The organism is Enterococcus sp. AZ171 (genome assembly GCF_051714005.1).
In the GTDB taxonomy this organism is placed as follows: domain Bacteria; phylum Bacillota; class Bacilli; order Lactobacillales; family Enterococcaceae; genus Enterococcus_B; species Enterococcus_B pernyi.
In genome coordinates, this window is the sequence record NZ_JBIORA010000001.1 from 1,753,643 (window position 1) to 1,776,207 (window position 22,565).

Consider the following 22,565-nt stretch of genomic DNA (forward strand, 5'->3'; position numbering starts at 1 on the left):
TGTTATAAAAAATTTAAACAATCATTCAGTCGTTTATCAAGTCCTTATCCAATAAAAACCGTTCGAAGACATTATTTCCCAAAAAAGTTCCTTTTTGTGTCAAATATACTCGGTCTTCTTCATTCACTAACAACTCTTCTGCTACTAACTCATCCAGGACAGATTGATACAACGATTCAATCGATCGACCATAACGCTGTAAAAAGTGTTGCTTCTCAATGCCCACCTTTTTTCTTAAACCAAGAAACATCTCTTCCTCAATTTGATTTTTACGAGATAACTCTTCACGTTCTAATACCGGTAGCTCACCTTCACGTAACGGACGCAAATAATGTTGGATCGGACCTTTATTTCGATATCGCGTATGATCCAAATAGCCACTTGCCCCTGCGCCAAAACCGAAATAGTGATCATTATTCCAATACATCAAATTGTGTTGCGATTCATGACCAGCTAAACCAAAGTTACTGATCTCATATTGATGACGTTGGTGTTTTTCCATCGCCGCAATCGTTTCTTCAAACATCCGTGTCTCCGTCTCTTGATCTGGTAATTGCAACCGACCTTGTCGAACCCAATTCATAAACATCGTTTTATTCTCTAAAATCAATGAATAAAGAGAATAATGAGGTAATTCTAAGGCTAATGCCCGCTCCAAAGTATCAAGATAGCCTTCTAACGTCTGCCCAGGTAACGCATAGATCAAATCAATGCTGACATTTGAAAAATTTTCCGCCTCTAAAAATCGCATTGTTTCATAGACATCTTCCGCCGTATGTTTTCGACCAATTTTCTTTAATAAGCGATTATCAAAGGTCTGGACCCCCATCGATAAACGATTGACCCCATAATTCTTCATTACTTGTAGCTTTTCCCTGGTCAAATCACCAGGATTCGCTTCCACCGTAAACTCTTTTCCTTCATTAAAAGGTAAGATCTCTCTGGCACCAGACAATAGTCGATCGAGCTGCTTAGCCGATAAAGAAGTTGGCGTTCCACCACCAACATACAGCGTCTCCAATTCATTCACCGGACGACGCTCCATCATGATCGCCATTTCCTTTAGTAGCATTTCGACATACTCATCCACTGGTTGACCTTCTAGAAACACTTTATTAAAGTCACAGTAATAACAGATATGTTCGCAAAATGGAATATGGATATAAGCAGAAACCTTATGTTCTGCGGATTTGTTTGTTTCTTTCATTGTTTTTTCTTTCTCCTTACGTCAAAAAGTCGTACCGCTTTTCGACCACTCTTTAAACGGTGTTCAAGTGCCAACTCCTTGAAATAAGCCAGCAATTTTCAAAACATGAAAAGCTGTTTTAAAAATTGCTTTCTTATTGTCATCGGAGCTAACCGGCACTTTCACGACCTCTTATATACGCATACTAAACGTATTTAACAAACAAATCCACTAAAAAATCCAAGAATCGGTTTCTTGGATTAGTTTTTCTTTAGTTGTATTGGAGACTTGTTTGTAAATTTCCAGTGTGGTTTTCATGTTGGCGTGCCCTACACGTTCTAGAATGTATGCGTTTCGTGTTATAGTAAGTTTCAATCTATTTAAATATCTCCATTTGAGCCTGATCAATATCTCTAAATTGAGCATCATTGATCAGCTCTCTTTTTATCGTTTTGTAAAAAGATTCCATTAAGGCATTATCATAAGGTTTTCCTTTTCGGCTCATACTAGAGCGTGCTTCTTTTTTTCTTAACACCGATTGGAATTTAGCGCTTGTTTATTGTGAGCCTTAATCAGTGTGAATAATAACCCCTGGTCCAGGCTGCTCTTTTCCAAATGCTTGAAGAAAAGAGTCCACAACTAATTGACCTTTCATTCTAGGTGACATAGACCACCCAACAATTTTTCTCGTACAGATATCAATAAATATAGATAAATAAAGCGTTCCTTCTTTCAGAGTGATATAGGTAATGTCTCTTAACCAAATTTTATATTTTCTGTGGCCTTGAACCTTTGTTGATTAACAAAATTGGGTTGTGAAAGTGGCTCGCACTACATAATTTCCCTCTGAAAAAAAGCATACTCAGCCTCTCTGCGATGTTGATCATAAAAGATATAAAAAGTAGTTTCTGCCTTACGTATTTTTGCTCTTAATAATGCTTTTATTTTTTCTGAATCAAAATCTACAAAAGACAATTCACATAACACATGCTGGATCATTTCTTTGTAACGACCCATATATTCGCCAAATTTGATTGGTTTTCCAAGTTGTTCAAATTTCATAATACAATACTTTTCTGTTGCGCATACTTATCGTCATGGAATATTTAGATACAATATATTCAAACCATGTTATTATATAATTTGAGGAGAGTGAAATAATGAAAAAAATATTTGGTTGTTATTACTTGTATCAACGATTACTTTATTTGCTGGTTGTTCTATCAAAGTACCGAGCCAACCACAAAAAAAGTTAGTTCTACAACGAGTAGTACGGTTGAACAAACAAAAATATCAAGCAGTGAACCAACTTCTGAATCATTATTAAAAGAATATCCTGCAAGTGAATGGCATCCTGGAAAAATGGATATTCAAGGTATGATTAATGCTACTCAAGGCAACGAAACTAAAGCTTTGCAGGATGCCTCTATGGTTGCAGAATTGAGTTTATCACCTTATTTTTCTGATAATACTGACAAAGCTGAAATTGAGTTAACTAAAACAGGAGATAACTTCTATAGTCTAAGCATTACTAATAATTATTTAGAGAGTGAACAAGATTTAGAACGTTTTGAAAAGAACTCAGAGCTTTTGATGGCACAACAACCAGTAAATAAATCAATTAATCTGTATATATTTACTCGAACAGGAATGGGACTGAGTCGCCAAGTGGTTACTAGTTATCAATTAAAAGATGATGGTACTATCGCAAAAATTTAGACTAAAGTTAATGAATAGTTTTGCAGACTTCTTTGATCAGCAAAATATAATTGACGATAGAATAATCTATGGTTTTTCTGAAAATGTTAAATATGTATATTTAAAGGATTTCATTATTATTATACAAACTAGTAACATACCTGGTCTAGATGTATCAGACTACCTGGTTAATTCCTTATTTATTTCATCCCAACCAATTGCATTAATTGATAATTTAAATATCATAAAATCCACTTTTTCCTTTGACTCATATGAAAGATGGAATCAAAGTTCTCCAATCACAATATCTATAAATAAAGCAGAAAATTCTGAATCTGTAAACTATGGTAAGGAAAATCTAAAATCAATTGAAAGCTCATTTCTAATAGAGGTTGATACAATGGAATTTTCTAAAAGAGCTATACTATCAAGGAGACATATTGATGGATTTACAAAATTTGAAATTTCTCTAAAAAAATTTTGAAATAAAAGTTTTAAACGACAGTCTACTTCCTTTTTAAAGATTTTAAAGATAGTTTACTTAAAATCAATAATTTTTATTCAATTTTTTTTGGGACGAAAACTAAATTATAGATATTTAAAAATATTTACAGATTCACAAGAAATTATCTTACCCACGGAGATTCAGTAAGTAAATATGAATTAGCCATTACCAATCCAATAGAATTATATATGTAACTCTAAAATTACAATGTATCTTAGATATTCTTATGCTAAAACAATTAGATTTCGACGAATTAACAATTATAAAAAATATTTCTAGATACGATGTTCCTTATCAGAATCTTTTCTATCATAATAATTCTATCCTACCGTAAAAATTTTATACTCTCTTTTTCATAAATAATCGGGCTTACAACCGATTATTTATGAAAATAAACATAATACACTTTATGCTGAATATAAATTGTAATCAAAGAGAAATAATATCAATTAAATACTAATTAAAACGTATTAGTATTAAGATAAATGCTAATGTAAAAAAAACTATATAAACATAAAACCTATATTTTGTTAAATAATCTTGTGTTTTCATATAATCTGATCTTGACAAACTTTTCCCAAGGTTTTGTCGTACTAATTTTTTTATTCTCCATAAAAAGCTAATGCCTATACTAAAACACAACAGACTTAAGAAACATAAGCCTATTCGGATCGCGAAATATATCAATTTAACCTACCTACATCCTTTTCAATATGTACTGTTAAAGGCTTATTCCAAAAGATAACTATTATTTTTCTGACGATTCTAGCTATACCTTCTGCAAGAATTCTCTTTACCATAGTTCATAGTAGTACCAAGAAAATTTTAATTACAAAAAAATTATTAATCTTTAGAACTTTTTTTACATAATATACAAAAAATCATAAACCTTTAAGCCACACGTTTAATATAACCTAATAACATAGTTATTATTCAAACTAATCATAAAAACTTATTTTGAACGCATAAACGTTAAATTTATCTCAATCAAGTATGATAAAATCAGCAAAACAAAAAAAGCCATACACATATTTCTTGGATGACTTCAGTATCCAATCCATTTTACCCTAACCAACTAATCCTTTCTGTCTTTTATTCGCTTCATCTGTTACATATTTCATTCCAGCATAAAATTCTTTCGCTATGACAATCTCTACTAAATCCACAATACTTTTATTTTACATTTCTTGTACCTTTTCCTTTTCACTTTATAAGTGTATTTTTATTTAACTGATTGATAAACTACTTAGGCAAAATAAAAATCAGTTGAACATCCTCCGTCTTTATACTATGTCTATAAAAAGAAGGAATGTTCAACCAACCTTGTTTTTTGGTGCGAAAAAATAGAAGAGATATAAGTAATTTCATGCATCTGTTCTTTTGTCGAAATCACCTATTTAGCCAAGCTCATTAACACCGCCTTTTCAATCGAAAATTAAGCGGTAAAAACTTGGTATTTCTGATAAAATGACTACTTGTAAATCTTTATCGAGCGAAAATATTTCTAACTCTTTCGACTTTGGCTAGAAAATGATATGCCAAGAAGTTTCAACTGGTTTTTGAATCGCTTGAACTTTTTATATTATTGAAACATGACTGTCACATTTGCAACCACACGCACTGTTCGTCCATTTGGATATGAAAGCATTAGCTCTAGCTTATGTTGACCAACTTTTGATAGAACTTCAGGATTCAAAATAGTGATTTCAGGACGATCGTTTTCTTCTATATGGGTTTGCTCAACAAAATCAAATGGATCATAAGATTCACCTAAAATAATCTCAACCGTCCGACCAACAGGAAATGCATCTTGTATTGGTATTTGCGTTTCTTTATATTGATCATACATTGTAGAATCGATCAAACTTCTCCAATCCTTTGGCATTTTGTCATACTCTGCTGAGGTCCAATACTCAACATTTAATTGACGATCAGATGTGTCATCACGTGTATTGCCAGAAACATATGTTGACTCTCCTTTAAAACCTTCAGAAGCTTGATTCATGATCAATAGCTCTCTCCGGCGGTTGGCTGGAATATTGTGATAATTGATAAATTTATTATCAATAAATACCCCATTGTATACGTTGTCCTTTCCAGTATGCCGATTATACTCTATCCCAATCGCGTATTTATCCTGCCACTCTTTAAAATCAAACACGTTATTTGCTACGAACCAATTCGATAACTCAGCTACTTGACCTTGAGCAAAACTATCTCCTAATCCAAATTCTGGTGTTTCATACATGATAATACCGGTATTACGTAGATAATTATTCATGATCGTGATGTTACGTCCTGATTTGAATTTAAATCCACCATAAGGTCCATTGTGCAATCCACGAACGTGATTGCCTACAACCTGTACATTCTGTGATCCTCTTAGATAGATGGCATGATCACCTACCACACCATATCGATCCTCGTTCTCGTACATCTGCTGGAAGAAATTATTTTTTATCAAAACATTCTTCGAATTACTATATGAATTGACACCACAAGAAAGATAGTTTTGTTCGTTATGTTCAAGAGACATTTGCTCAGACTCCAATGCAGATTGTAGACGATTGATGGTTTTGATAATCTCAGGATTGCTAAAGCTCTTGATTGCTTCTAACTCATTGATCCGTAATCCAAATAGATTATCTGTAATCTGTACATTTTCCATATACTCATATCTTCCAACCGTCGAAAAACCACCAATATAGATTGCCCGATTTTCTGTATCTGGCGTGGCATGTTCATGATCTCTCATAAATATATTATTTTGCATAGTTGCCCCATTGGATGTCTGTAGGTTGATCGGATATAAAGAGACAGGATGATAAAACACATTATCATTGATGGTAATGTTATTTGCTAAACGTGTAAAAATTCCTACTCCATCGAAAAACAATGAATGAATCTCAATATTGTAGCTTGTCTGGTAATTTTCATCTGACAAATAAACGTTTTGTCCTGTTTCATTTTTCAGTATCGTTGGATTCTCTTCTTCTCCTTTGATCTTAAGACCGCTTCTTAACACTACATTTTTGTTGATAATATACGTACCAGCTGGAATATATAACTGTTTTGTTAAAGAATTGGCATGATCAATAATCGCTTGTAATTGATTTGACTGATCTTCTAAACTCTCACGTCGCAGCGCGTGCTCTCCAAAAATCGTCGCATCTGTTGCATCTAACCATTCGGTGTGCTGAGCCGAAAAAGTTTTTTGGCCCTCTAACTCATTCGTTGCTTCTGCGTTTATATTTGCTGGTATGCTTATTACAAACAGAACCAGAAAACATAACATCATTTTTAGTTGTCGTTTGTTCATTTGTCTCTCCATTCTTTTTAGCTGTGATTGGCTATCGTTCTAAACAGGAAGTATTCTTTTATTTTTGATGTTAGGTACCTTTTGTTTTAAGACACTATAAAATAACGAACGATATCCATTTGTAGATTAGCAGATAAATAAATAGTTTGGCACTCAATAATTTCATTCACAGGTGAAATTATTGAGTTCTTTCACAAAAAAAATAGTTGAGCAACAGTTTTACCTAAAAAGACCCGACTAAATTTCTCTAGTCGGGTAACAGTCCTATTCCTTATAAATTATCACTTGAAACTTGATAATCCTTTTCTATTTTCTTTATCAATCATCGGGGTTATCTTAAACTCTTTTTCACTATACACCCGATGCATCGTCCACTGATCAATGAATGGTACCGCTAGATTCATGACAACAATCGCTACGCCGATCCCCCCTGGCAAATCTAAGACGATTCTTAAAACAGCACATAGTAAACCACAGCCGATAGCGAAATAATACTTCCCTTTATCGGTTGCAGGTGAAGTCGTATAGTCTGTTACCATGAAAACAGCTGCCATGATCAATGCTCCACTAAGCAAATGAGCTGTAGCAAAGCTAAAATTAAACCCACTATAAATTAAAATCGCTAGATAGAAAGAGCTTAGGGTCAACAGAGGAACGAATGGATGGATGATTTTTCGCACGATCAAATAGCCCCCTGCAATCAATAAGAGCAGTTTACTTGTTTCCCCCATTGGACCGCCTAGATCAATCCCTAAGAAAAGTTTCCACCATTCAGGTGTGGTCGCGCTGATTTCTCGAGAAAAATGAGCAAGTGCCACAAGTGGCGTCACAGTAGTGATCACATCTGGTCCTGGTGCGATCCAATTGGTGATCCAAGGAGATAAAAAGAGCTTTAGAAGGACTCGTGCTGCTACTGCGGGATTGATCCAGTTCCTTCCTAACCCGCCTCCTAGATGCTTTACAAGGACGATAGCAATAAAGTCTCCGACAAGCACTGTCCATAATGGTGCACTAGTAGGTAATGTCAAAGCTAACAGCCAACCTGTGATCACAGCAGTCAAATCATTGACCGTGATCGGTTGTTTACTTACTTTTTGGATAACCCCTTCAAGTAATACACATGTGAGGATACTGGTAATGATCATCACTAACGAACGCCAACCAAAAAAGTAAGTAGCACCAATCGTTGGAAATATAAGGGCAATCAATACTTGTTTCATTTTCCATTGGCTTGTCCAATCATTACGGATATGCGGACCATTGATCGTTCCGTTTCCTAGATATTTCGTACTCATCCTTTTGCCTCCATGATCTGATTTTTTACTGCTCTGATATCTTTTAATAAATTGATTTTTGAAGGACAGATAAATGAACAAGCACCACATTCTAAACAATTCAACGCGCCTAACTGTTCGGCTGTCTGAAGATCCTGATGACGGTACGCTTGACTGATCAAGATCGGATGTAGACCGATTGGGCACGCATTCACACACTCGCTACATTTGATACACTTTTGTTCCTTGGGGATCATTGCCTCTGCTGCAGACAATGCTAAAATCAAATTAGTCGTTTTTGTGACTGGTTCATCTAATGATTGGATAAGTTTCCCCATCATCGGTCCACCATTCAATACCTTAAGAGGTGACGACACAAATCCACCACAAGCATCAATCAATTCCTCTACTGGTGTGCCAATTCGTACTCGTAGATTTTTTACTTCTTTGATCGGTGTACCTGAAACTGTTACTACCCGTTCGAAGGATGCGACCTGCTTCAACGCAGCACTAAAAATACTATGTATCGTCGCTACATTCAAGGTGATCACTCCGACATCAAAAGGGAGCTTGCCTTTAGGTATTTCTTGAGATAATACATGCTTGATCACTAATTTTTTCGCACCTTGAGGATATAGATCCCTAGAATATGTAACTGGATTCTTGGATCAATCAGATGTTTATGTAAATGTTCAATCACTTGTACAGATGATTTTTCGATCGCAATCCTTGCTTTGGGGATTTGATAAGTATCCAAAATCATTTGTTCAGTATCTTCAATCAATAATCTTCTATCACTAGTAATGGATGGTTCACATTCTGCTGCGTTAATGATCAAGGTATGGATCTTTTGTTCTTCTTTAGGTAGTAGCTTTAAGTCAGTTGGAAAACCAGCGCCTCCCATCCCTACAATTCCTGCATTCGCGACGATATTATGTAAAACTTTGTTTTTTGTATGTAATAATTCCATACGGTCAGAAAAGTCATTTTCTATAATGACCACTTCAGTCGACCGATGATTGACCATGCGGTTCTCGATTTTTTTTACGACTCCTGCCACTGAACTATGTACATTGGCAGATATTGGTCCATCTTTTTCTCCGATGAGTGTCCCAATTGCCACTTTATCGCCTACTTCAACAACGACTTTAGCAGGTTTTCCAAGATGCATAGACATTGGTAAAATAATTTTCTTTGGTGGCGTTAGTTTCTCGATGGCTTGTTGTGCTGTATGTTTGTTTTTATCAAGATAGACGCCATTCAACCTTTTTTTTACTATTAATTTCATTTTCATTCTCCTAACGATAGATAAAAAAGTAATAAATCAAACCGATAGCTACTAAAACTAATTGCAAACCTAATCCGATCCATTCATATTTTTTTCGATAACTAATTTTTTTCATTTCTCCCCCTAGAATAACAATTATTTTTTATATAAAACAGTTGTTTTATTACTCGAATGAATATGAACAAAATAGTATATATTCGCCCAAACTCTACTAAAGAAAATGATTTATAAGTGAAATATTTTACTATTTCCGTTTATATAAAAGTAAATAAAATAACTGTTTTTCACAAATATAATAACATTATATAACGTAATATAAAAGATTAATTTATAAAAATTTTTATCTTATCTTTTTTACTAAATGACAATAACAAAAAAAACTAACTCATGTGTTGCTTTGAGTTAGAATTTTTTATTGATTTGCTTGCGAGAAATAATTTGAAGGGTTACCTTTTTGCCAGATCCTGATTACCGAAAATTATTTCGTGGAACGTGACATTCTATCCTGTAACAATCTTCTTACTAATAGTTACTCCACCGCTTGTTTTTCACATTTTGATGATAAGGACTTTGTTCAAACAACACCTTCCCATGTGAGAAATACAATTCAGCGTCTAAACATTGCCTGTCGTTAAGTAAATCAGTTATGACATTCGCTAATTCAATTACCGCAATTCGATCAAACGCGGTGATCATCGACTGTCCAATGGCTAAATTATCTAAAACAATACTTCTATAGTCGGATAATGTGGGACAAAACGTTTCAACAAAAGAATCGATTGAACTAACTGAACGGTTCAATAAAAAATGCATAGGATGGCTATTCATATGTTTCAAAAGATATTTTTTATTATTCGTTAAATCAAGTTGATTAGCAATACAAACATCGATTTCATTTGTCAAAGATAGTTCTCTTGTGACTTTACCTGTGATGGTATCGTCAATTTGGATGAACGTTACTTTTTGATGAGAATGTCCAGTATCGACTATCCGATCAATCACTTTTGTTACGCCGTTGATAAATGTATCTGAACCTACTGTATAGTCACCACTTGGATAATCAAGATAGTTGGATACTGGTACAGTGATTACTGAAAGTCCATGGCTACGTAGCTCATTTGCAAATACAACACTCGAAGTCCCACCTAATAATACGAAGGAGTCGTAATTTGCCTCTTTGATCAATTGAATAAATTGATAGTTTACATGGTTAGTTTCTGAACATAAATAGGAACAATCAAATAAATGCCAATTATTTATATTTTGATCCAACTTTGTTTGGATATATTGTTCTTCAGAAAAATTGATTGCGAATAATTCGATTTCTTGTTCAGGTATGGAAAGCACAAGCTGTTCCACTAATCGCTCTCCCCCTTTTACATAGCCTTCTATTGATAAAATCCCAACTTTTTTCGCCATATTCTTTTCCCCTCACTGTATTCTTTCATTGAATTTCTATACTAAGTTAGTTCCAAGAGCTATCTTCCTCAGTCAGTAGTAATTTCTCATGCCGATCAAATAAATAGCAGCCCTATGTAATCGGTATCATTTAATCGTAAAAGTTTTCGAAAAGTCACTTAATTTTGTGATTTCCATAGGATAAACATAGTATCTTTCCGCTGTTTTCTATTTAAGTAAAATATACCATATTTATTCCAATATAGCATAGAGGTTTTTTTATTGGTAGAAAAAAGTATAGGAATACTAAAATAATAGTAGCAATTGCGACAAAACAAATTATGATATTTTTGTCTCACGGCAACACCTAGAAAGCGAGAAAGACAAAGACATTTCTTTTATTGGTGATCATCGAATCAGGCTTTGGATCTGTCTTCAACAAAAAAATAGACCGCAAGTGTGACTTGCAGTCTATTTTTAACGTTCGATAACTCAAAATAAAACAGCTTTAAACTTATTGTACCTCCAGCTGTAACATGTATATTTTATTCGTAGCAACAATTAGAGCTGTTTCATGTTGAATGATCCAACATAGAGTTAGATAATGTGCTTTTCATTTAACAAACAATCGATCGCTTCGACAAATCAGTTAAAAAATTTTCAATAAATAAATCTGTTCCTTCTTTTGTCAGTTCATTCGCGTGACTAAACTTTTCTTTTACTTTTAATTTGATTTCTTTGATGGTCTGTTCCTTTGTCAGAAGATCGAAGATATATGTCGCTACTTCATTCTCCAGTAGAAAGATTCCCTCATCTGATGACAAGTAGATTGTATTTCCTAATTTTTCATAAGCGATTGCTTTGTTTAACTTCATTTCTTTTTCTTCCTTTCCTATAACTCCATAACCAATAGTTCTACTATTGATTGTCTTCTTTAAACAGCAATTCTTCGAAATTGATGGTGTTCTGAATATTACTTCACTTGGACTGCCTTTTCAAAAGCATTAACCGTATTACTTGTTCTTATTCCTTATTCCAAAGATAAGAGTTCTTTTATTCTTGGCGGGTGATCGATTCTTGCATTTACTTTACATCGTAAAATAATCAAATGCGAATAAGTAGTAGTTTTCATCTCAAAATGGTATGTATACACATAAGATTCACTATATAGATAAGGTTTATCCTTCTTATCTGATCTTGGTCATCGTTAACTTACAATTGATTATTGTGAGGCAAATCATAGACGAAATCATTTGCCTCACAATATGGGGATTTTTAGGAAACTAAAGTTAGTCTGTACAAAAAAGGGGAGTTTTTTAGTGTACTAACTTCGTTTCTACCATAAAAAAGAACGGTGTAAGCTTTGGTCCATTTGCTAATCATCTAGAACAACTACATGACTTCACTTTGGTATACGGTCATTTAATGTGCTTAGAGACTCTTCACAGATCCTTTGAGCTAACTATCACTGTCCTCCTCTCTAGTATTTAGGAAAAAATTTCACTTTTTTTCCTAACATTAGTATAACGCGATTAATGTAAAAGTCAATATCTTTGTTAGGAAAAGTTAGGAATAAGTTTATTTTTATTAAACAGCTTATTCGTACTGTTTTCATGGATTGCAGGATTTTAGACACTGAATTAAGAAGTAACTAGCTATCCTATATTGAAACACTCACAAATTTTAGAGAATGTTTTAGAAAAGGTTTAGGCGGATTGTTTACAGACTTGATATTTACCTTATCGATATTTTGCAAAAGTTTAAAAACATAACAATAATCTTCAAAAATTATGGTTTTAATGCTTTATATTGAGTATAATAATTTGAAAGATATCCTTATTTTTTCTCTATTTATTTATTATTTTACGCTATATTTATATAATTGATAGGCAAATCATAATAGCAAAAATCATTTACCTAACTCGTAAATGGTACTAGTTATTTGTTTCTATCATTCAAGAAAACGGAGGAAGGAAAACTGATGAAGAATTATTATTCAGTCAATGAAGTTGCAGAGATTCTAGGAGTAACTACTCGTTCTGTACGAAATTATCTACGCGAGGGAAAACTACAGGGGATAAAGGTTGGAGGAAAATGGAAATTCTCAGAAGAAAATCTGTCAGAGTTTCTACAGTTCTCTCTTAAAAACAAACCAAGCTTCGTAGGAACTGACCAACCAATAAATAGTGCAGTAGTCCTAAAATTCTACCTTCAGTACGAAACGTTGGAGTCATTGCACCAATTTAGAGATTGTATGATCAGCTATCATCAAGATGTTTATTCAAATAAAGAAGATCGTTATTTTTTTTATAATGTCTTAGATGATACCTGCGCGGAATTTATCATTAGCGGGAATTTTAACTATGTTCAAAGTTTTGGTACTTGGTTTAATGAAGCTGTTTTAAAACGAACGGATATCTCATTGACCGCACCAAAATAAAGCAGTGTAAGACATTTTTGTTAGTCGATGTCTTACATTGCTTTATTTTTTAAATCAGCACAGTAATCATACTACCCCCGACAATCAAGGCTAACCCGATCAACGTGTATCTTAATTCTTTTTTGCTCTTCTTTTCGTGCAAAATAACCATACCACCTAATGTTGAGATCACTACGTTCAGTTGTGTGATGATATAGGCAGTAGCTACTCCATTGGCACTAGCTGAAAATATATAAGCAAATGCGGCTAAACTAAAAATGACTCCGACGATCGTCGCTTTCCAACTTTTTCCATCTCCGTACGCTTTTGGTTGCTTCAAGACGACGTAAATAGCCGCTGCTAAGAAAACACCTAACATTTGTGGAAAGAAGATAGCTACACCATCTGCATTGACTAATTTAGGTAGTGCACTGTACACCCAATAACCAATACTCGTAGAAGCAAGAATCGAAATTCCTTTAGTTATTCCACCTTGTTTACTTCCCCCATCAGTTACTGCTGTTAGTGCAGAACCAATCACTAGCAAGACGATCGCTACTCCACCAATCACTTTCCCTGTTGTTCCTGACCATTCGCCAAAAGCAAAAACACCAATGAGTGACGTTCCAACAAGCTGCATCGCAGTGGAAATAGGCATTGTTTTGGATACGCCGATCAAATTGAACGTCGTATATTGTCCGATTTGGCCAATGACCCAAAACGCCCCAGATAAAAGACTGATCAAAAATGTAGTAATCGAAATACCACCGGGTGACATGAACAATTGAACAACTAGACCAACGAGTAATGCCCCAATACCTGTACCCAATATTTCATTGGTGGGACGTCCACCGATTTTTTTCAAAACCAGTGGTTGGATTCCCCAGCCAATCGCTGGTATTAATGCAATTAAGATTCCCATCAATCAATCCCTACCCTTTCCCACCTTGAAATGAAGGATAAAGCGTCATACCACCGTCTACAAACAACGTGATACCTGTAACGTAGCTTGATTCATCTGAAGCCAACCAAGCAGCCGCAGCGGCGACTTCACTTGGTTTTCCAATGCGTTCCATCGGGATCATGCTTTCTGTTGTCGCTTTTTGCTCTGGATCATCAAACTTTTCGGCATTAATCGGTGTTTTGATCGCTCCTGGTCCGATACTATTGATACGTATTCCTTCAGGCGCATACTCCATCGCAACACTTTGAGTGAATAGTTTTACCCCACCCTTTGAAGCGGCATAATGTGAGAAGGTCGGCCATGGGATTTGTTCATGGACAGAGGAAAGATTGATAATACTTCCTTTTACTTTGTGTTTTTTGAAATAATTGATCGCGGCTTTTGTTCCTAAAAACACGCCAGTAAGGTTGACTTGCATCACAGTTTCCCATTCTTCCAAGCTTAATTCGTGCGTAGGTTTTTGGTTTTCAGTGCCAGCATTGTTGACCCAAACATCCAACTGACCATAGGCTTTTATCGCTTGATCAATCAAAGTCTGCACGCCTTCTTCTGTTCCTACATCCGCTTTGACAGCTAATGCTTGACCCCCAGCTTCTTCAATCGCTTTAACTGCTTCTTCTGCTCCATCAGCATCCGAATGGTAATTTACAACTACTTTCATCTTCTCTTCTCCAAAACGCTGAGAAATGGCTGTACCGATCCCTTTGGACCCACCAGTCACTATAGCTACTTTCTGTTCTAATTCTTTATACATAGAAGACACCCTTTCTTTTATCACATTAATAACAGATATTTTAAAACATTCGTTATTAGCTATAAAGACAGTGTACACTACGCAGTGTAGGTGAAAGCAAATCATACGCACTAAAAAATTCTTTCCAAAAAAGAAAGCCCTTCAGTTATCCTAATTGGGCTTCTTCCTTATTCTCGAATACTACATTTGCTTATTCAACATGTTCAAAAAAATCAGCAGTTACTCGTTCGTCTGCTTTTAATTGCTCGATCAAAGCTTCTGCTCCATCAAACTTCACTTGATCTCGGATAAACTCGTGCCAACGAATGTAGACATGTTCACCATAGATATCTTGATCAAAATCTAGAATATACAGTTCGACTGTCAATTCACGTCCATCGCCAAATGTATCATTATGTCCGATTGATCCCATCGCTGGGTACCACGTCTCACCGATTTTGATTTCACAAACATAGACCCCCACTTTTGGTAAATGAACGGTGCTTTTAACTTTGACATTGGCTGTCGGAAATCCTAATAAGCGACCACGTGCGTCCCCGTGGATGACCACACCGTCGATTTCATAAATATATCCTAGCAAATGGGCCACACTCGCGACATCCCCAGCATCCAAGTCTTGACGAATCCGTGAAGAACTGATTTTTTCCCCTTCTTGTTGCTCTTTTGGTACAGTGACTACTTCAAAGCGACCTTTTGCATAACCTGGGAGATGAGGGACATCCGCAATTTCTTTTGGACCATACGTATAGTCAAAGCCAGAAACGGCATACTTAGCATTTAGCCCTACAATATATTGATCAACGAAATCTTGAGGGGCTAAGTGAGCAAATGCAGAAGTAAATTCAATTTCGTAAAGATAATCAATCCCAAGTTCTGCCATTTTTTCTTCTTTTTGTTCTAACGTAGTCAAGTATTTGACGTTACTTGGATTGATTTTTTTAAAGACGATTGACGGATGTTGATTAAATGTCATCAATGCCAATTTCAGACCCTCTCTTTGAGCAATTTCTCGCCCCGTTTCAATCACTTTCTGATGTCCTAAATGAACTCCGTCAAAGAAACCTAAGATCAATACGACGTCTTCTTTCGGAATTTGAGAAACTTGATAAGGGTGTCTGATTTTGATGATTTCCATTTTTACATTAAACCTCATTTCTTAAAACTTTACTTGGTTTTAACTTATTTTTTTCTTTTGGATTTGGTTGGTAGATACTCACTACTTTTCCTTGATAAAAAAGGGCAATTTCTTCTGATGGCATCTCGGATAGACCGAATACTTGGTAATCTAAGCGCATACCATTCTTGACTTTCTGCCACACTGTTTCATCGATATCGACCTGTTTGAACTTTGCTACACCCGTTTCAATGGGTAATAAATACTCTTCGATCGTACCATTCTCCATATATGATGCTACTTCAGCTAAAGTAATTGCTTGGGATTCATCCATGCCGGCACTCGCTGTTCTCGTCAAATCTGACATATGCGCAGGATAGCCTAGCTTACTCCCCGTATCTACAGCCAACGTCCGAACATAGGTACCTTTGCCACATTCGACTTCAAACCGCCACGAAACGGTCCCTGCTTCTTTTGACCAGAGGATTTCACTTGTTCGTTCAAAACGATAGATCTGTGCCTTGCGAACAGGTCGTTCCACTGTCTCATTATTTCGAGCATATTCATATAAACGTCGACCATTGACTTTCACAGCCGAGTACATCGGAGGAATCTGTGTGATCTCACCGACAAAAACAGCCATTGCTTCATCTACTTGCTCCTCTGTCAATGCTTCGGTGACCGCTCGTTGTTCAACGATTTCACCTGATTTGTCTTCAGTCGTCGTACTGTAGCCAAGTGTGATTTCTCCTTTGTAGGTCTTCCCCGAATCCGTCAGATATTCAATGACTTTAGTGGCTTTACCAATACAAATTGGAAGAACACCATCTACATCAGGATCTAATGTCCCACCATGTCCGATTTTCTTTGTATGTAAAATTTTTCGTAATTTGAATACACAATCGTGGCTAGTCATGCCGCGTTCTTTCCATAAAGGTAATAAGCCTTCCATCTTTTGTTCTCCATTCTTTTAAGTATTAACTGAATTATTATAACACATCGGATCAAAAACTGACGGGATTGATCCTTAAATGTACGATTATTTTGTTTTAGAAACATAAACGTAACAAAAGTTCACACTGTTGTAAATAGAAAGGTGGTATTCTTTTTGTAAAGGAGGGAGCACCTATGGAAAATCTTTTCTTTGCACCTTTTGATTGGTTATACGGATGGTTATCTGGTAGATGATCGGATGATTCTTTGATCAGTCAATTCTTATCTTTTGCTTTTATGATGAAACATGTTTTCCCCAAAAGCGGACAATTCAGCGATGATCATCTGCTACGAATACAACGAAAAAATTCGAAAATGGCTCCTTTTATTTTTGGATTCTTTCGTTGTATTTTGTTTGGCTCTCTAGTGTCGAATGAAAATAGACAAAAAAAAACAGGGAGGATACAGTTATTGTATCCTCCCTGTTCGACCATTGATACGAACGATTTAACTCGCTAGAACATTAGTCTTTGTTTAAATTACGCAATAATTCATCGATATGATTACCATAGACAACTGATTCGTCTAGCTCAAACGTCAATTCAGGTGTTTTATAAATGCTCATGTTATGTCCTAATTCACGACGAATCAGTCCACTTGCTTTATTCAACCCTTCTTGCGCTTTTTTCTTATCTGAGGCTAAGTCAGATAAGAGGCTATAATAAATCGTTGCTTGTTGCAGATCACCCGTGACATGCACATCTGTGATCGTTACGTTTTCCACACGTGGATCACGTACCTTTTTGCGTAAGATATCATTCACTTCTTTTAAAATTTCTTGACCGACTCTGCGGTCACGATAGTTAGCCATAATGAGCGGCCTCCTTTTTTTAAATTAGTCGACTTTGATTTCTTCCATGATAAAGCCTTCGATAACATCGTCTACTTTAAGATCATTGAATTTCTCTACCATTGCTCCACATTCAAAGCCCATTTTCACTTCTTTGACATCGTCTTTGAAGCGTTTCAAGCTTGCTAATTGTCCTTCGAAAATGACGATGCCATCACGAATGACACGTACGCCGCTATCACGACGAATGTAACCATCAGTGACAAAGGCACCAGCGATCGTTCCGACTTTTGATACTTTGAAGGTTTCACGGACAGTCATTTGACCAGTGATTTTCTCTTCAAATTCAGGATCTAGCATCCCTTTCATCGCTGTTTCGATTTCTTCGATGGCTTTGTAGATGATACGGTGAAGACGGATATCCACTTCTTCTGTATCTGCTTGGATTTTCGCTTGTGGTGTCGGACGAACATTGAAACCAATGATGATCGCATTACTTGCCGCAGCAAGCGTTACATCACTTTCATTGATTGCTCCAACAGCTGAATGGACGATCTTGACACGTACGCCTTCAACGTCGATCTTCTTCAATGAAGCAGCTAGTGCTTCTGCTGAACCTTGTACATCAGCCTTGATGATGACATTGACTTCTTTTAATTCGCCTTCTTTTAAGCTTTCAAACAAGTTATCTAATGTCACACGGCTAGTTGCTGCACGTTGTTCTAACATCGCACGTTTGCCACGTTCTTCACCCGCCGCACGAGCTGTTTTCTCATCTTCAAAGACAACAAAACGATCGCCTGCTTGAGGTACATCATTCAATCCTGTGATTTCAACTGGTGTTGCTGGTCCAGCTGTTTTTTCACGGCGTCCTAAGTCGTTGACCATTACACGTACACGACCATATGTGTTTCCGACAACGATTGGGTCTCCAACATTCAATGAACCTTGTTGAACAAGTAATGTTGTCACAGGACCTTTTCCTTTGTCTAATCGTGCTTCAATCACTGTACCGATCGCACGTTGTGTTGGATCAGCTTTCAAGTCTTCCACTTCAGCGACTAAAAGAATCATTTCTAATAGTTCTTCGATGTTTTGACCGAATTTCGCTGAGATTTCTACAAAAATCGTTTCGCCACCCCATGCTTCAGGAATCAATTCATATTCACTTAATTCTTGCATCACATGTTGTGGGTTTGCACCTGGTTTATCGATTTTGTTGACTGCAACGATGATTGGCACACCAGCTGCTTTCGCATGGTTGATCGCTTCTACAGTCTGTGGCATTACGCCATCATCGGCGGCAACAACTAAAATCGTGATATCAGTGATACTTGCACCACGCGCACGCATACTTGTAAAGGCCGCATGTCCTGGTGTATCCAAGAATGTGATTGGTTTGCCATCAATATCGATTTGATACGCACCGATATGCTGTGTGATACCACCGGCTTCTCCGCTTGTTACGCGAGAATGACGTAAGGTATCGAGTAAAGTTGTTTTACCATGGTCAACGTGTCCCATGATCGTAACAACTGGAGGACGTGAGACTAATTTTTCTGGATTCACTTCATCCGCTTCAAAGAATTTGTCAATATCCGCAATATCTACTTGAATTTTTTCTTGTGGTTCCATCCCGTAGTCTGTTGCTAACAATTCGATCGTATCTTTATCTAATGCTTGGTTTTGATTGACCATCACGCCTAGCATAAATAATTTTTTAATGATCTCTGCTGGTTCGCGGTGAATTTTCTTCGCGATATCTGCAACATTCATACCTTCTGTATACTCTAATACTTCAGGTAACTCACGGAATTTACGTGGTGGAACTGCTGGCTTGTTTGACGTTTGTTGTTTGCCTTTTTTTCCTTTTTTGTTGAAACGATTGCGGTTGTTATTGTTGAATTTGCCGCGATTGTTATTATTGTTTCTATTTTGGCCGCCGCCTTGGTTTGCTCCTTGACGGTTTTGGTTACTGCCCTGAGTGTTTCCTTGGGTAGAGCCTTGGCGGTTTTGGTTGCTACCTTGGCTGTTTCCTTGGGTAGTTCCCTGACGGTTTTGGTTGCTGCCTTGGTTGTTACCTTGGCGATTTTGATTATTGTTTTGAGTAGATCCTTGACGGTTTTGATTGTTTCCACCTGTCTGGTTACTCTTATTCTGATTTGTTGATTGGTTTTTTCCTTGATTCACTTGACCGCTCCCTTGACCGCGATCTTGATAGTTGCGGTTACTTTTATTTTTTTGTTGGTTCGATGGTTCGTTTGTTTTCTTTTGGTTACTTGGCTGTTGTCCGGCTGGTTTTTGGTTTGCTTTTTGTACTGGTTGCTTTTTCTGCTGTGGTTGGTTGAACGCTTGTTGCAGTTTCTTTTCATCTTGTGTGCTGACCGCACCCATGTGATTTTTCACATCGATTCCAAGTTTCTGCGCTTTATCAACGACCTCTTTACTAGACTTGTTCCATTCTTTCGCTAGTTCATAAATTCGTTTATTGCCCATGCAATCACCTTCCTAACCTTCAATTAGCTCCTTGACCTTTTTTGCAAAGCCGGTGTCCGTGATTCCTATCACTTTCCGAGGTTTACCGATCATCTGCGTGATTTCTTCCTCAGAAAACAGCTCAAAGCAAGGAACTTCGTAGTACGAACTCTTATCTTTGATTTTTTTTCTGGTATTCTCACTGGCATCACTTGCGACGAAAACGATCTTGGCTTTTTGACGACGGATGTCTCCGATCGTCAATTCTTCACCTGTGATCATTTTCCCTGCACGCATCGCTAGACCAATAAGATTCATGGCTTTTTGCCGATTCATTCCATTCATTCGCCAAATAGCTCTTTTCGGGCTTTTTGGTGAGTGACGTAATCTAATAGTTCTTGATAAAATTCATCTGTTAGCTTAGCTTCAAGTACACGATCCAAGAGATGTTTATCCCAAGCTTGTTGTACTTCCTCCGGCTCAAGTGAGACATACGCTCCTCGTCCAGGCATTTTTCCAGTAGGATCGATCGATACCACACCTTCTTTTGAACGTGTGACACGAATCATCTCTTTTTTTGGTTTCATTTCACCTGAAACCACAGATTTGCGTAAAGGGATCTTCCTTTGTTTCATCTCTTTGCCTCCTTCACTAGCAGTTAAATTTCTTCTTGTTCAGTTACTTCAGCTGTTTCGTCTTCAAATGCGATTGTTTGATATTCATCATCTGTCAAATCTGATTGGATGATTGCTTCATCGTGTAATTCTTCAGAGATTGCTGCTTCTGCCTGAGCTTTTTTCTCATAGAATTCAGTCATGTCTGACTCTGATTTGATGTCGATTTTGTGGTTCGTCAATTTGGCTGCTAGACGCGCATTTTGTCCGCGTTTACCGATTGCCAATGACAATTGATAATCCGGTACAACGACCGTACAAGCTTTTGGATTTTGTTCGTCAAAAATGACATCCACGACTTGTGAAGGATTCAATGCGTTCGCAATGAACACCGCAGGATCTTCATCCCACTCGACGATATCCATGTTTTCGCCCTTCAATTCATTCACGATCGCTTGGACACGTTGGCCTTTAGGACCAACACACGTGCCGACAGCATCGATATTCGGATCCGTTGAGCGGACAGCCACTTTTGAACGATCGCCTGCTTCTCTAGCCACACTGACGATTTCAACAAGTCCATCATAAACTTCTGGTACTTCTTGTTCGAACAAGCGACGCAAAAGATCAGGATGACTACGGCTAACAAAGACTTGAGGGCCTTTTGATGTATTCTCAACACGTGATACATATACTTTGATACGATCATGTGGTTGATAAAATTCATTTGGCATTTGGTCTTGTTTTGATAGTACCGCTTCGATTTTACCTAAATTGACATAGATATAACGTTTGTCTTGACGTTCAACGATCCCTTGCATAATGTCTTTTTCATAAGCACTGAATTCGTTATAGATGATCGTGCGTTCTGCTTCACGTACACGTTGCAAGATGACTTGCTTCGCTGTTTGGGCAGCGATACGACCGAAATCTTTTGGTGTGACTTCAAAACGGATCTTGTCACCGATCTCGTAAGCAGGATTGATCAACAAGGCGTCTTTCAAAGATACTTCTAATTGTGAGTCCATCACTTCTTCAGTGACTTCTTTCACTGCATAGACATGGATCTTGCCTTTTTTTTGTTCAAATTCTACTTCTACGTTTTGTGCTTGCCCATAATGGCGTTTGTATGCAGAAACTAACGCAGCTTCTAAAGCGTCGATCACGATTTCTTTTGAGATTCCTTTTTCAGCCTCTAAAGCATCTAACGCGTTCAACATTTCTTTACTCATTCTTCTGTTTCCTCTCCGTGATTAAAATTGGATTGCTAAGCGAGCTTTGGCAATATTCTTACGGTCAAAAACAATTTCTTTTTCCCGTGTCTTTATGCGTATCTTCAATGTAAGCTGTTCAGCATCAAATGATTGGAGAAAACCTTCGTATTGTTTTTCTCCGTCAACTGGTTGATATAAAGACACATGGATATACTCTCCTCGTGCTTTTTCATAATCTGCCTCTTTTTTCAAAGGGCGTTCTGCGCCTGGAGATGATACCTCTAGGAAATATGCTTGTGGTATCGGGTCTGGCTCTGTCGTATCAAGTTTCTCACTTAATTTTTCACTGACAAATGCGCATTCTTCAATGTCGATTCCGCCTTCTTTATCTATAAACACCCGTAAAAACCAGCTTTTTCCTTCTTTGACAAATTCTACTTCTACTAGCTCAAACTTTTGTTCATCTAAGATCGGTGTCACCATTTCTGTGACTGTTTCAACGACGCTACTCAAAGATTTCGCCTCCTTAAAATTAGATCCGTAATTCCATTAAAAAGAGT

20 protein-coding genes and 3 pseudogenes are annotated in these 22,565 nt (G+C 36.7%); 3 read left to right on the forward strand and 20 right to left on the reverse strand.

Going from position 1 to position 22,565, the window contains the following annotated elements:
- Positions 1–25: 25 nt before the first annotated feature.
- The 3 genes and pseudogenes from hemW to IGJ49_RS08530 form a co-directional block, all read right to left on the reverse strand.
- Positions 26–1,207 (reverse strand): radical SAM family heme chaperone HemW, encoded by a 1,182-nt coding sequence (gene hemW, locus IGJ49_RS08520; RefSeq protein ID WP_349519635.1) that lies wholly within the window; start codon positions 1,205–1,207, stop codon positions 26–28.
- A 358-nt stretch (positions 1,208–1,565) separates the two neighbouring features.
- A pseudogene (locus IGJ49_RS08525) lies at positions 1,566–2,008 on the reverse strand (IS3 family transposase); the annotation flags it as partial.
- 9 nt (positions 2,009–2,017) lie between these two features.
- Positions 2,018–2,248, reverse strand: coding sequence for a hypothetical protein (locus tag IGJ49_RS08530; RefSeq protein WP_438723115.1), 231 nt, complete (start codon positions 2,246–2,248; stop codon positions 2,018–2,020).
- 111 nt (positions 2,249–2,359) lie between these two features.
- Here IGJ49_RS08530 and IGJ49_RS08535 point away from each other — a divergent pair, with 111 nt between their 5' ends.
- Both IGJ49_RS08535 and IGJ49_RS08540 read left to right on the forward strand, forming a co-directional pair.
- Entirely contained in the window at positions 2,360–2,905 is a 546-nt protein-coding gene (locus IGJ49_RS08535; protein ID WP_438723117.1) for a hypothetical protein, read from the forward strand.
- 10 nt (positions 2,906–2,915) lie between these two features.
- Positions 2,916–3,368 (forward strand): hypothetical protein, encoded by a 453-nt coding sequence (locus IGJ49_RS08540; protein ID WP_375148460.1) that lies wholly within the window; start codon positions 2,916–2,918, stop codon positions 3,366–3,368.
- A 1,603-nt stretch (positions 3,369–4,971) separates the two neighbouring features.
- Here IGJ49_RS08540 and IGJ49_RS08545 read toward each other — a convergent pair.
- The 6 genes from IGJ49_RS08545 to IGJ49_RS08570 form a co-directional block, all read right to left on the reverse strand.
- Complete coding sequence (locus tag IGJ49_RS08545; protein WP_438723119.1) at positions 4,972–6,708, reverse strand: glycosyl hydrolase family 28-related protein; 1,737 nt, start codon at positions 6,706–6,708, stop codon at positions 4,972–4,974.
- Between the two features lie 281 nt (positions 6,709–6,989).
- The gene (locus IGJ49_RS08550; RefSeq protein WP_010735208.1) at positions 6,990–8,003 is read right to left on the reverse strand and encodes an RnfABCDGE type electron transport complex subunit D; all 1,014 of its coding nucleotides are present in this window, start codon (positions 8,001–8,003) and stop codon (positions 6,990–6,992) included.
- On the reverse strand, positions 8,000–8,593 hold the full coding sequence (locus tag IGJ49_RS08555; RefSeq protein WP_349519696.1) for an SLBB domain-containing protein: 594 nt from the start codon (positions 8,591–8,593) through the stop codon (positions 8,000–8,002). Before IGJ49_RS08555 ends, IGJ49_RS08550 begins: the two co-directional genes overlap by 4 nt.
- Positions 8,593–9,270: a hypothetical protein gene (locus tag IGJ49_RS08560; protein WP_224434845.1), complete on the reverse strand. Its 678-nt coding sequence runs from the start codon at positions 9,268–9,270 to the stop codon at positions 8,593–8,595. The genes IGJ49_RS08555 and IGJ49_RS08560 overlap by 1 nt, the downstream gene beginning before the upstream one ends.
- 522 nt (positions 9,271–9,792) lie before the next feature.
- A complete protein-coding gene (locus IGJ49_RS08565) occupies positions 9,793–10,689 on the reverse strand; it encodes a 6-phosphofructokinase (RefSeq protein WP_023519838.1) in 897 nt (298 codons plus the stop codon).
- Between the two features lie 596 nt (positions 10,690–11,285).
- Positions 11,286–11,543, reverse strand: coding sequence for a hypothetical protein (locus IGJ49_RS08570; protein ID WP_023519839.1), 258 nt, complete (start codon positions 11,541–11,543; stop codon positions 11,286–11,288).
- 1,106 nt (positions 11,544–12,649) lie between these two features.
- Between IGJ49_RS08570 and IGJ49_RS08575 the strand changes: the two genes are divergently transcribed.
- Entirely contained in the window at positions 12,650–13,108 is a 459-nt protein-coding gene (locus tag IGJ49_RS08575; protein WP_023519840.1) for a helix-turn-helix domain-containing protein, read from the forward strand.
- A 49-nt stretch (positions 13,109–13,157) separates the two neighbouring features.
- Here the strand turns inward: IGJ49_RS08575 and IGJ49_RS08580 are convergent, their stop codons facing one another.
- The 11 genes and pseudogenes from IGJ49_RS08580 to rimP form a co-directional block, all read right to left on the reverse strand.
- Positions 13,158–14,009 carry a GRP family sugar transporter gene (locus IGJ49_RS08580; RefSeq protein ID WP_169058790.1) on the reverse strand — a complete coding sequence of 284 codons (852 nt, stop codon included), beginning with the start codon at positions 14,007–14,009 and terminating at the stop codon, positions 13,158–13,160.
- A gap of 10 nt (positions 14,010–14,019) precedes the next feature.
- Complete coding sequence (locus IGJ49_RS08585) at positions 14,020–14,805, reverse strand: glucose-1-dehydrogenase (protein ID WP_010735201.1); 786 nt, start codon at positions 14,803–14,805, stop codon at positions 14,020–14,022.
- Positions 14,806–14,995: 190 nt separating this feature from the next.
- Positions 14,996–15,940 carry a riboflavin biosynthesis protein RibF gene (gene ribF, locus IGJ49_RS08590; protein ID WP_062805094.1) on the reverse strand — a complete coding sequence of 315 codons (945 nt, stop codon included), beginning with the start codon at positions 15,938–15,940 and terminating at the stop codon, positions 14,996–14,998.
- Between the two features lie 7 nt (positions 15,941–15,947).
- Positions 15,948–16,871 (reverse strand): tRNA pseudouridine(55) synthase TruB, encoded by a 924-nt coding sequence (gene truB, locus IGJ49_RS08595; protein ID WP_438723125.1) that lies wholly within the window; start codon positions 16,869–16,871, stop codon positions 15,948–15,950.
- A gap of 504 nt (positions 16,872–17,375) precedes the next feature.
- Positions 17,376–17,723 (reverse strand): 30S ribosome-binding factor RbfA, encoded by a 348-nt coding sequence (gene rbfA, locus IGJ49_RS08600; protein ID WP_010735198.1) that lies wholly within the window; start codon positions 17,721–17,723, stop codon positions 17,376–17,378.
- A 24-nt stretch (positions 17,724–17,747) separates the two neighbouring features.
- Positions 17,748–19,637: pseudogene (gene infB, locus IGJ49_RS08605) on the reverse strand (translation initiation factor IF-2); the annotation flags it as partial.
- 138 nt (positions 19,638–19,775) lie between these two features.
- A pseudogene (locus tag IGJ49_RS08610) lies at positions 19,776–20,198 on the reverse strand (translation initiation factor IF-2 N-terminal domain-containing protein); the annotation flags it as partial.
- A 12-nt stretch (positions 20,199–20,210) separates the two neighbouring features.
- Complete coding sequence (locus IGJ49_RS08615) at positions 20,211–20,522, reverse strand: YlxQ-related RNA-binding protein (protein WP_010735196.1); 312 nt, start codon at positions 20,520–20,522, stop codon at positions 20,211–20,213.
- Positions 20,519–20,812, reverse strand: a complete 294-nt coding sequence (rnpM, locus tag IGJ49_RS08620) for an RNase P modulator RnpM (protein ID WP_010735195.1) — start codon at positions 20,810–20,812, stop codon at positions 20,519–20,521. The genes IGJ49_RS08615 and rnpM overlap by 4 nt, the downstream gene beginning before the upstream one ends.
- A 23-nt stretch (positions 20,813–20,835) precedes the next feature.
- A complete protein-coding gene (gene nusA / locus IGJ49_RS08625) occupies positions 20,836–22,023 on the reverse strand; it encodes a transcription termination factor NusA (RefSeq protein ID WP_010735194.1) in 1,188 nt (395 codons plus the stop codon).
- A gap of 21 nt (positions 22,024–22,044) precedes the next feature.
- Complete coding sequence (gene rimP / locus IGJ49_RS08630; RefSeq protein ID WP_010735193.1) at positions 22,045–22,518, reverse strand: ribosome maturation factor RimP; 474 nt, start codon at positions 22,516–22,518, stop codon at positions 22,045–22,047.
- Positions 22,519–22,565: the final 47 nt, after the last annotated feature.

Coding starts and splice junctions, on each gene's coding strand:
- IGJ49_RS08580 (WP_169058790.1), bottom strand. CDS start 14,009: ATGGGAATCTTAATTGCATTAATACCAGCGATTGGCTGGGGAATCCAA.
- rnpM (WP_010735195.1), bottom strand. CDS start 20,812: ATGAAACAAAGGAAGATCCCTTTACGCAAATCTGTGGTTTCAGGTGAA.
- IGJ49_RS08530 (WP_438723115.1), bottom strand. CDS start 2,248: ATGAAATTTGAACAACTTGGAAAACCAATCAAATTTGGCGAATATATG.
- IGJ49_RS08540 (WP_375148460.1), top strand. CDS start 2,916: ATGAATAGTTTTGCAGACTTCTTTGATCAGCAAAATATAATTGACGAT.
- hemW (WP_349519635.1), bottom strand. CDS start 1,207: ATGAAAGAAACAAACAAATCCGCAGAACATAAGGTTTCTGCTTATATC.
- IGJ49_RS08545 (WP_438723119.1), bottom strand. CDS start 6,708: ATGAACAAACGACAACTAAAAATGATGTTATGTTTTCTGGTTCTGTTT.
- IGJ49_RS08575 (WP_023519840.1), top strand. CDS start 12,650: ATGAAGAATTATTATTCAGTCAATGAAGTTGCAGAGATTCTAGGAGTA.
- IGJ49_RS08565 (WP_023519838.1), bottom strand. CDS start 10,689: ATGGCGAAAAAAGTTGGGATTTTATCAATAGAAGGCTATGTAAAAGGG.
- IGJ49_RS08615 (WP_010735196.1), bottom strand. CDS start 20,522: ATGAATGGAATGAATCGGCAAAAAGCCATGAATCTTATTGGTCTAGCG.
- IGJ49_RS08550 (WP_010735208.1), bottom strand. CDS start 8,003: ATGAGTACGAAATATCTAGGAAACGGAACGATCAATGGTCCGCATATC.
- rbfA (WP_010735198.1), bottom strand. CDS start 17,723: ATGGCTAACTATCGTGACCGCAGAGTCGGTCAAGAAATTTTAAAAGAA.
- IGJ49_RS08570 (WP_023519839.1), bottom strand. CDS start 11,543: ATGAAGTTAAACAAAGCAATCGCTTATGAAAAATTAGGAAATACAATC.
- nusA (WP_010735194.1), bottom strand. CDS start 22,023: ATGAGTAAAGAAATGTTGAACGCGTTAGATGCTTTAGAGGCTGAAAAA.
- truB (WP_438723125.1), bottom strand. CDS start 16,871: ATGGAAGGCTTATTACCTTTATGGAAAGAACGCGGCATGACTAGCCAC.
- IGJ49_RS08585 (WP_010735201.1), bottom strand. CDS start 14,805: ATGTATAAAGAATTAGAACAGAAAGTAGCTATAGTGACTGGTGGGTCC.
- ribF (WP_062805094.1), bottom strand. CDS start 15,940: ATGGAAATCATCAAAATCAGACACCCTTATCAAGTTTCTCAAATTCCG.
- IGJ49_RS08560 (WP_224434845.1), bottom strand. CDS start 9,270: ATGAAATTAATAGTAAAAAAAAGGTTGAATGGCGTCTATCTTGATAAA.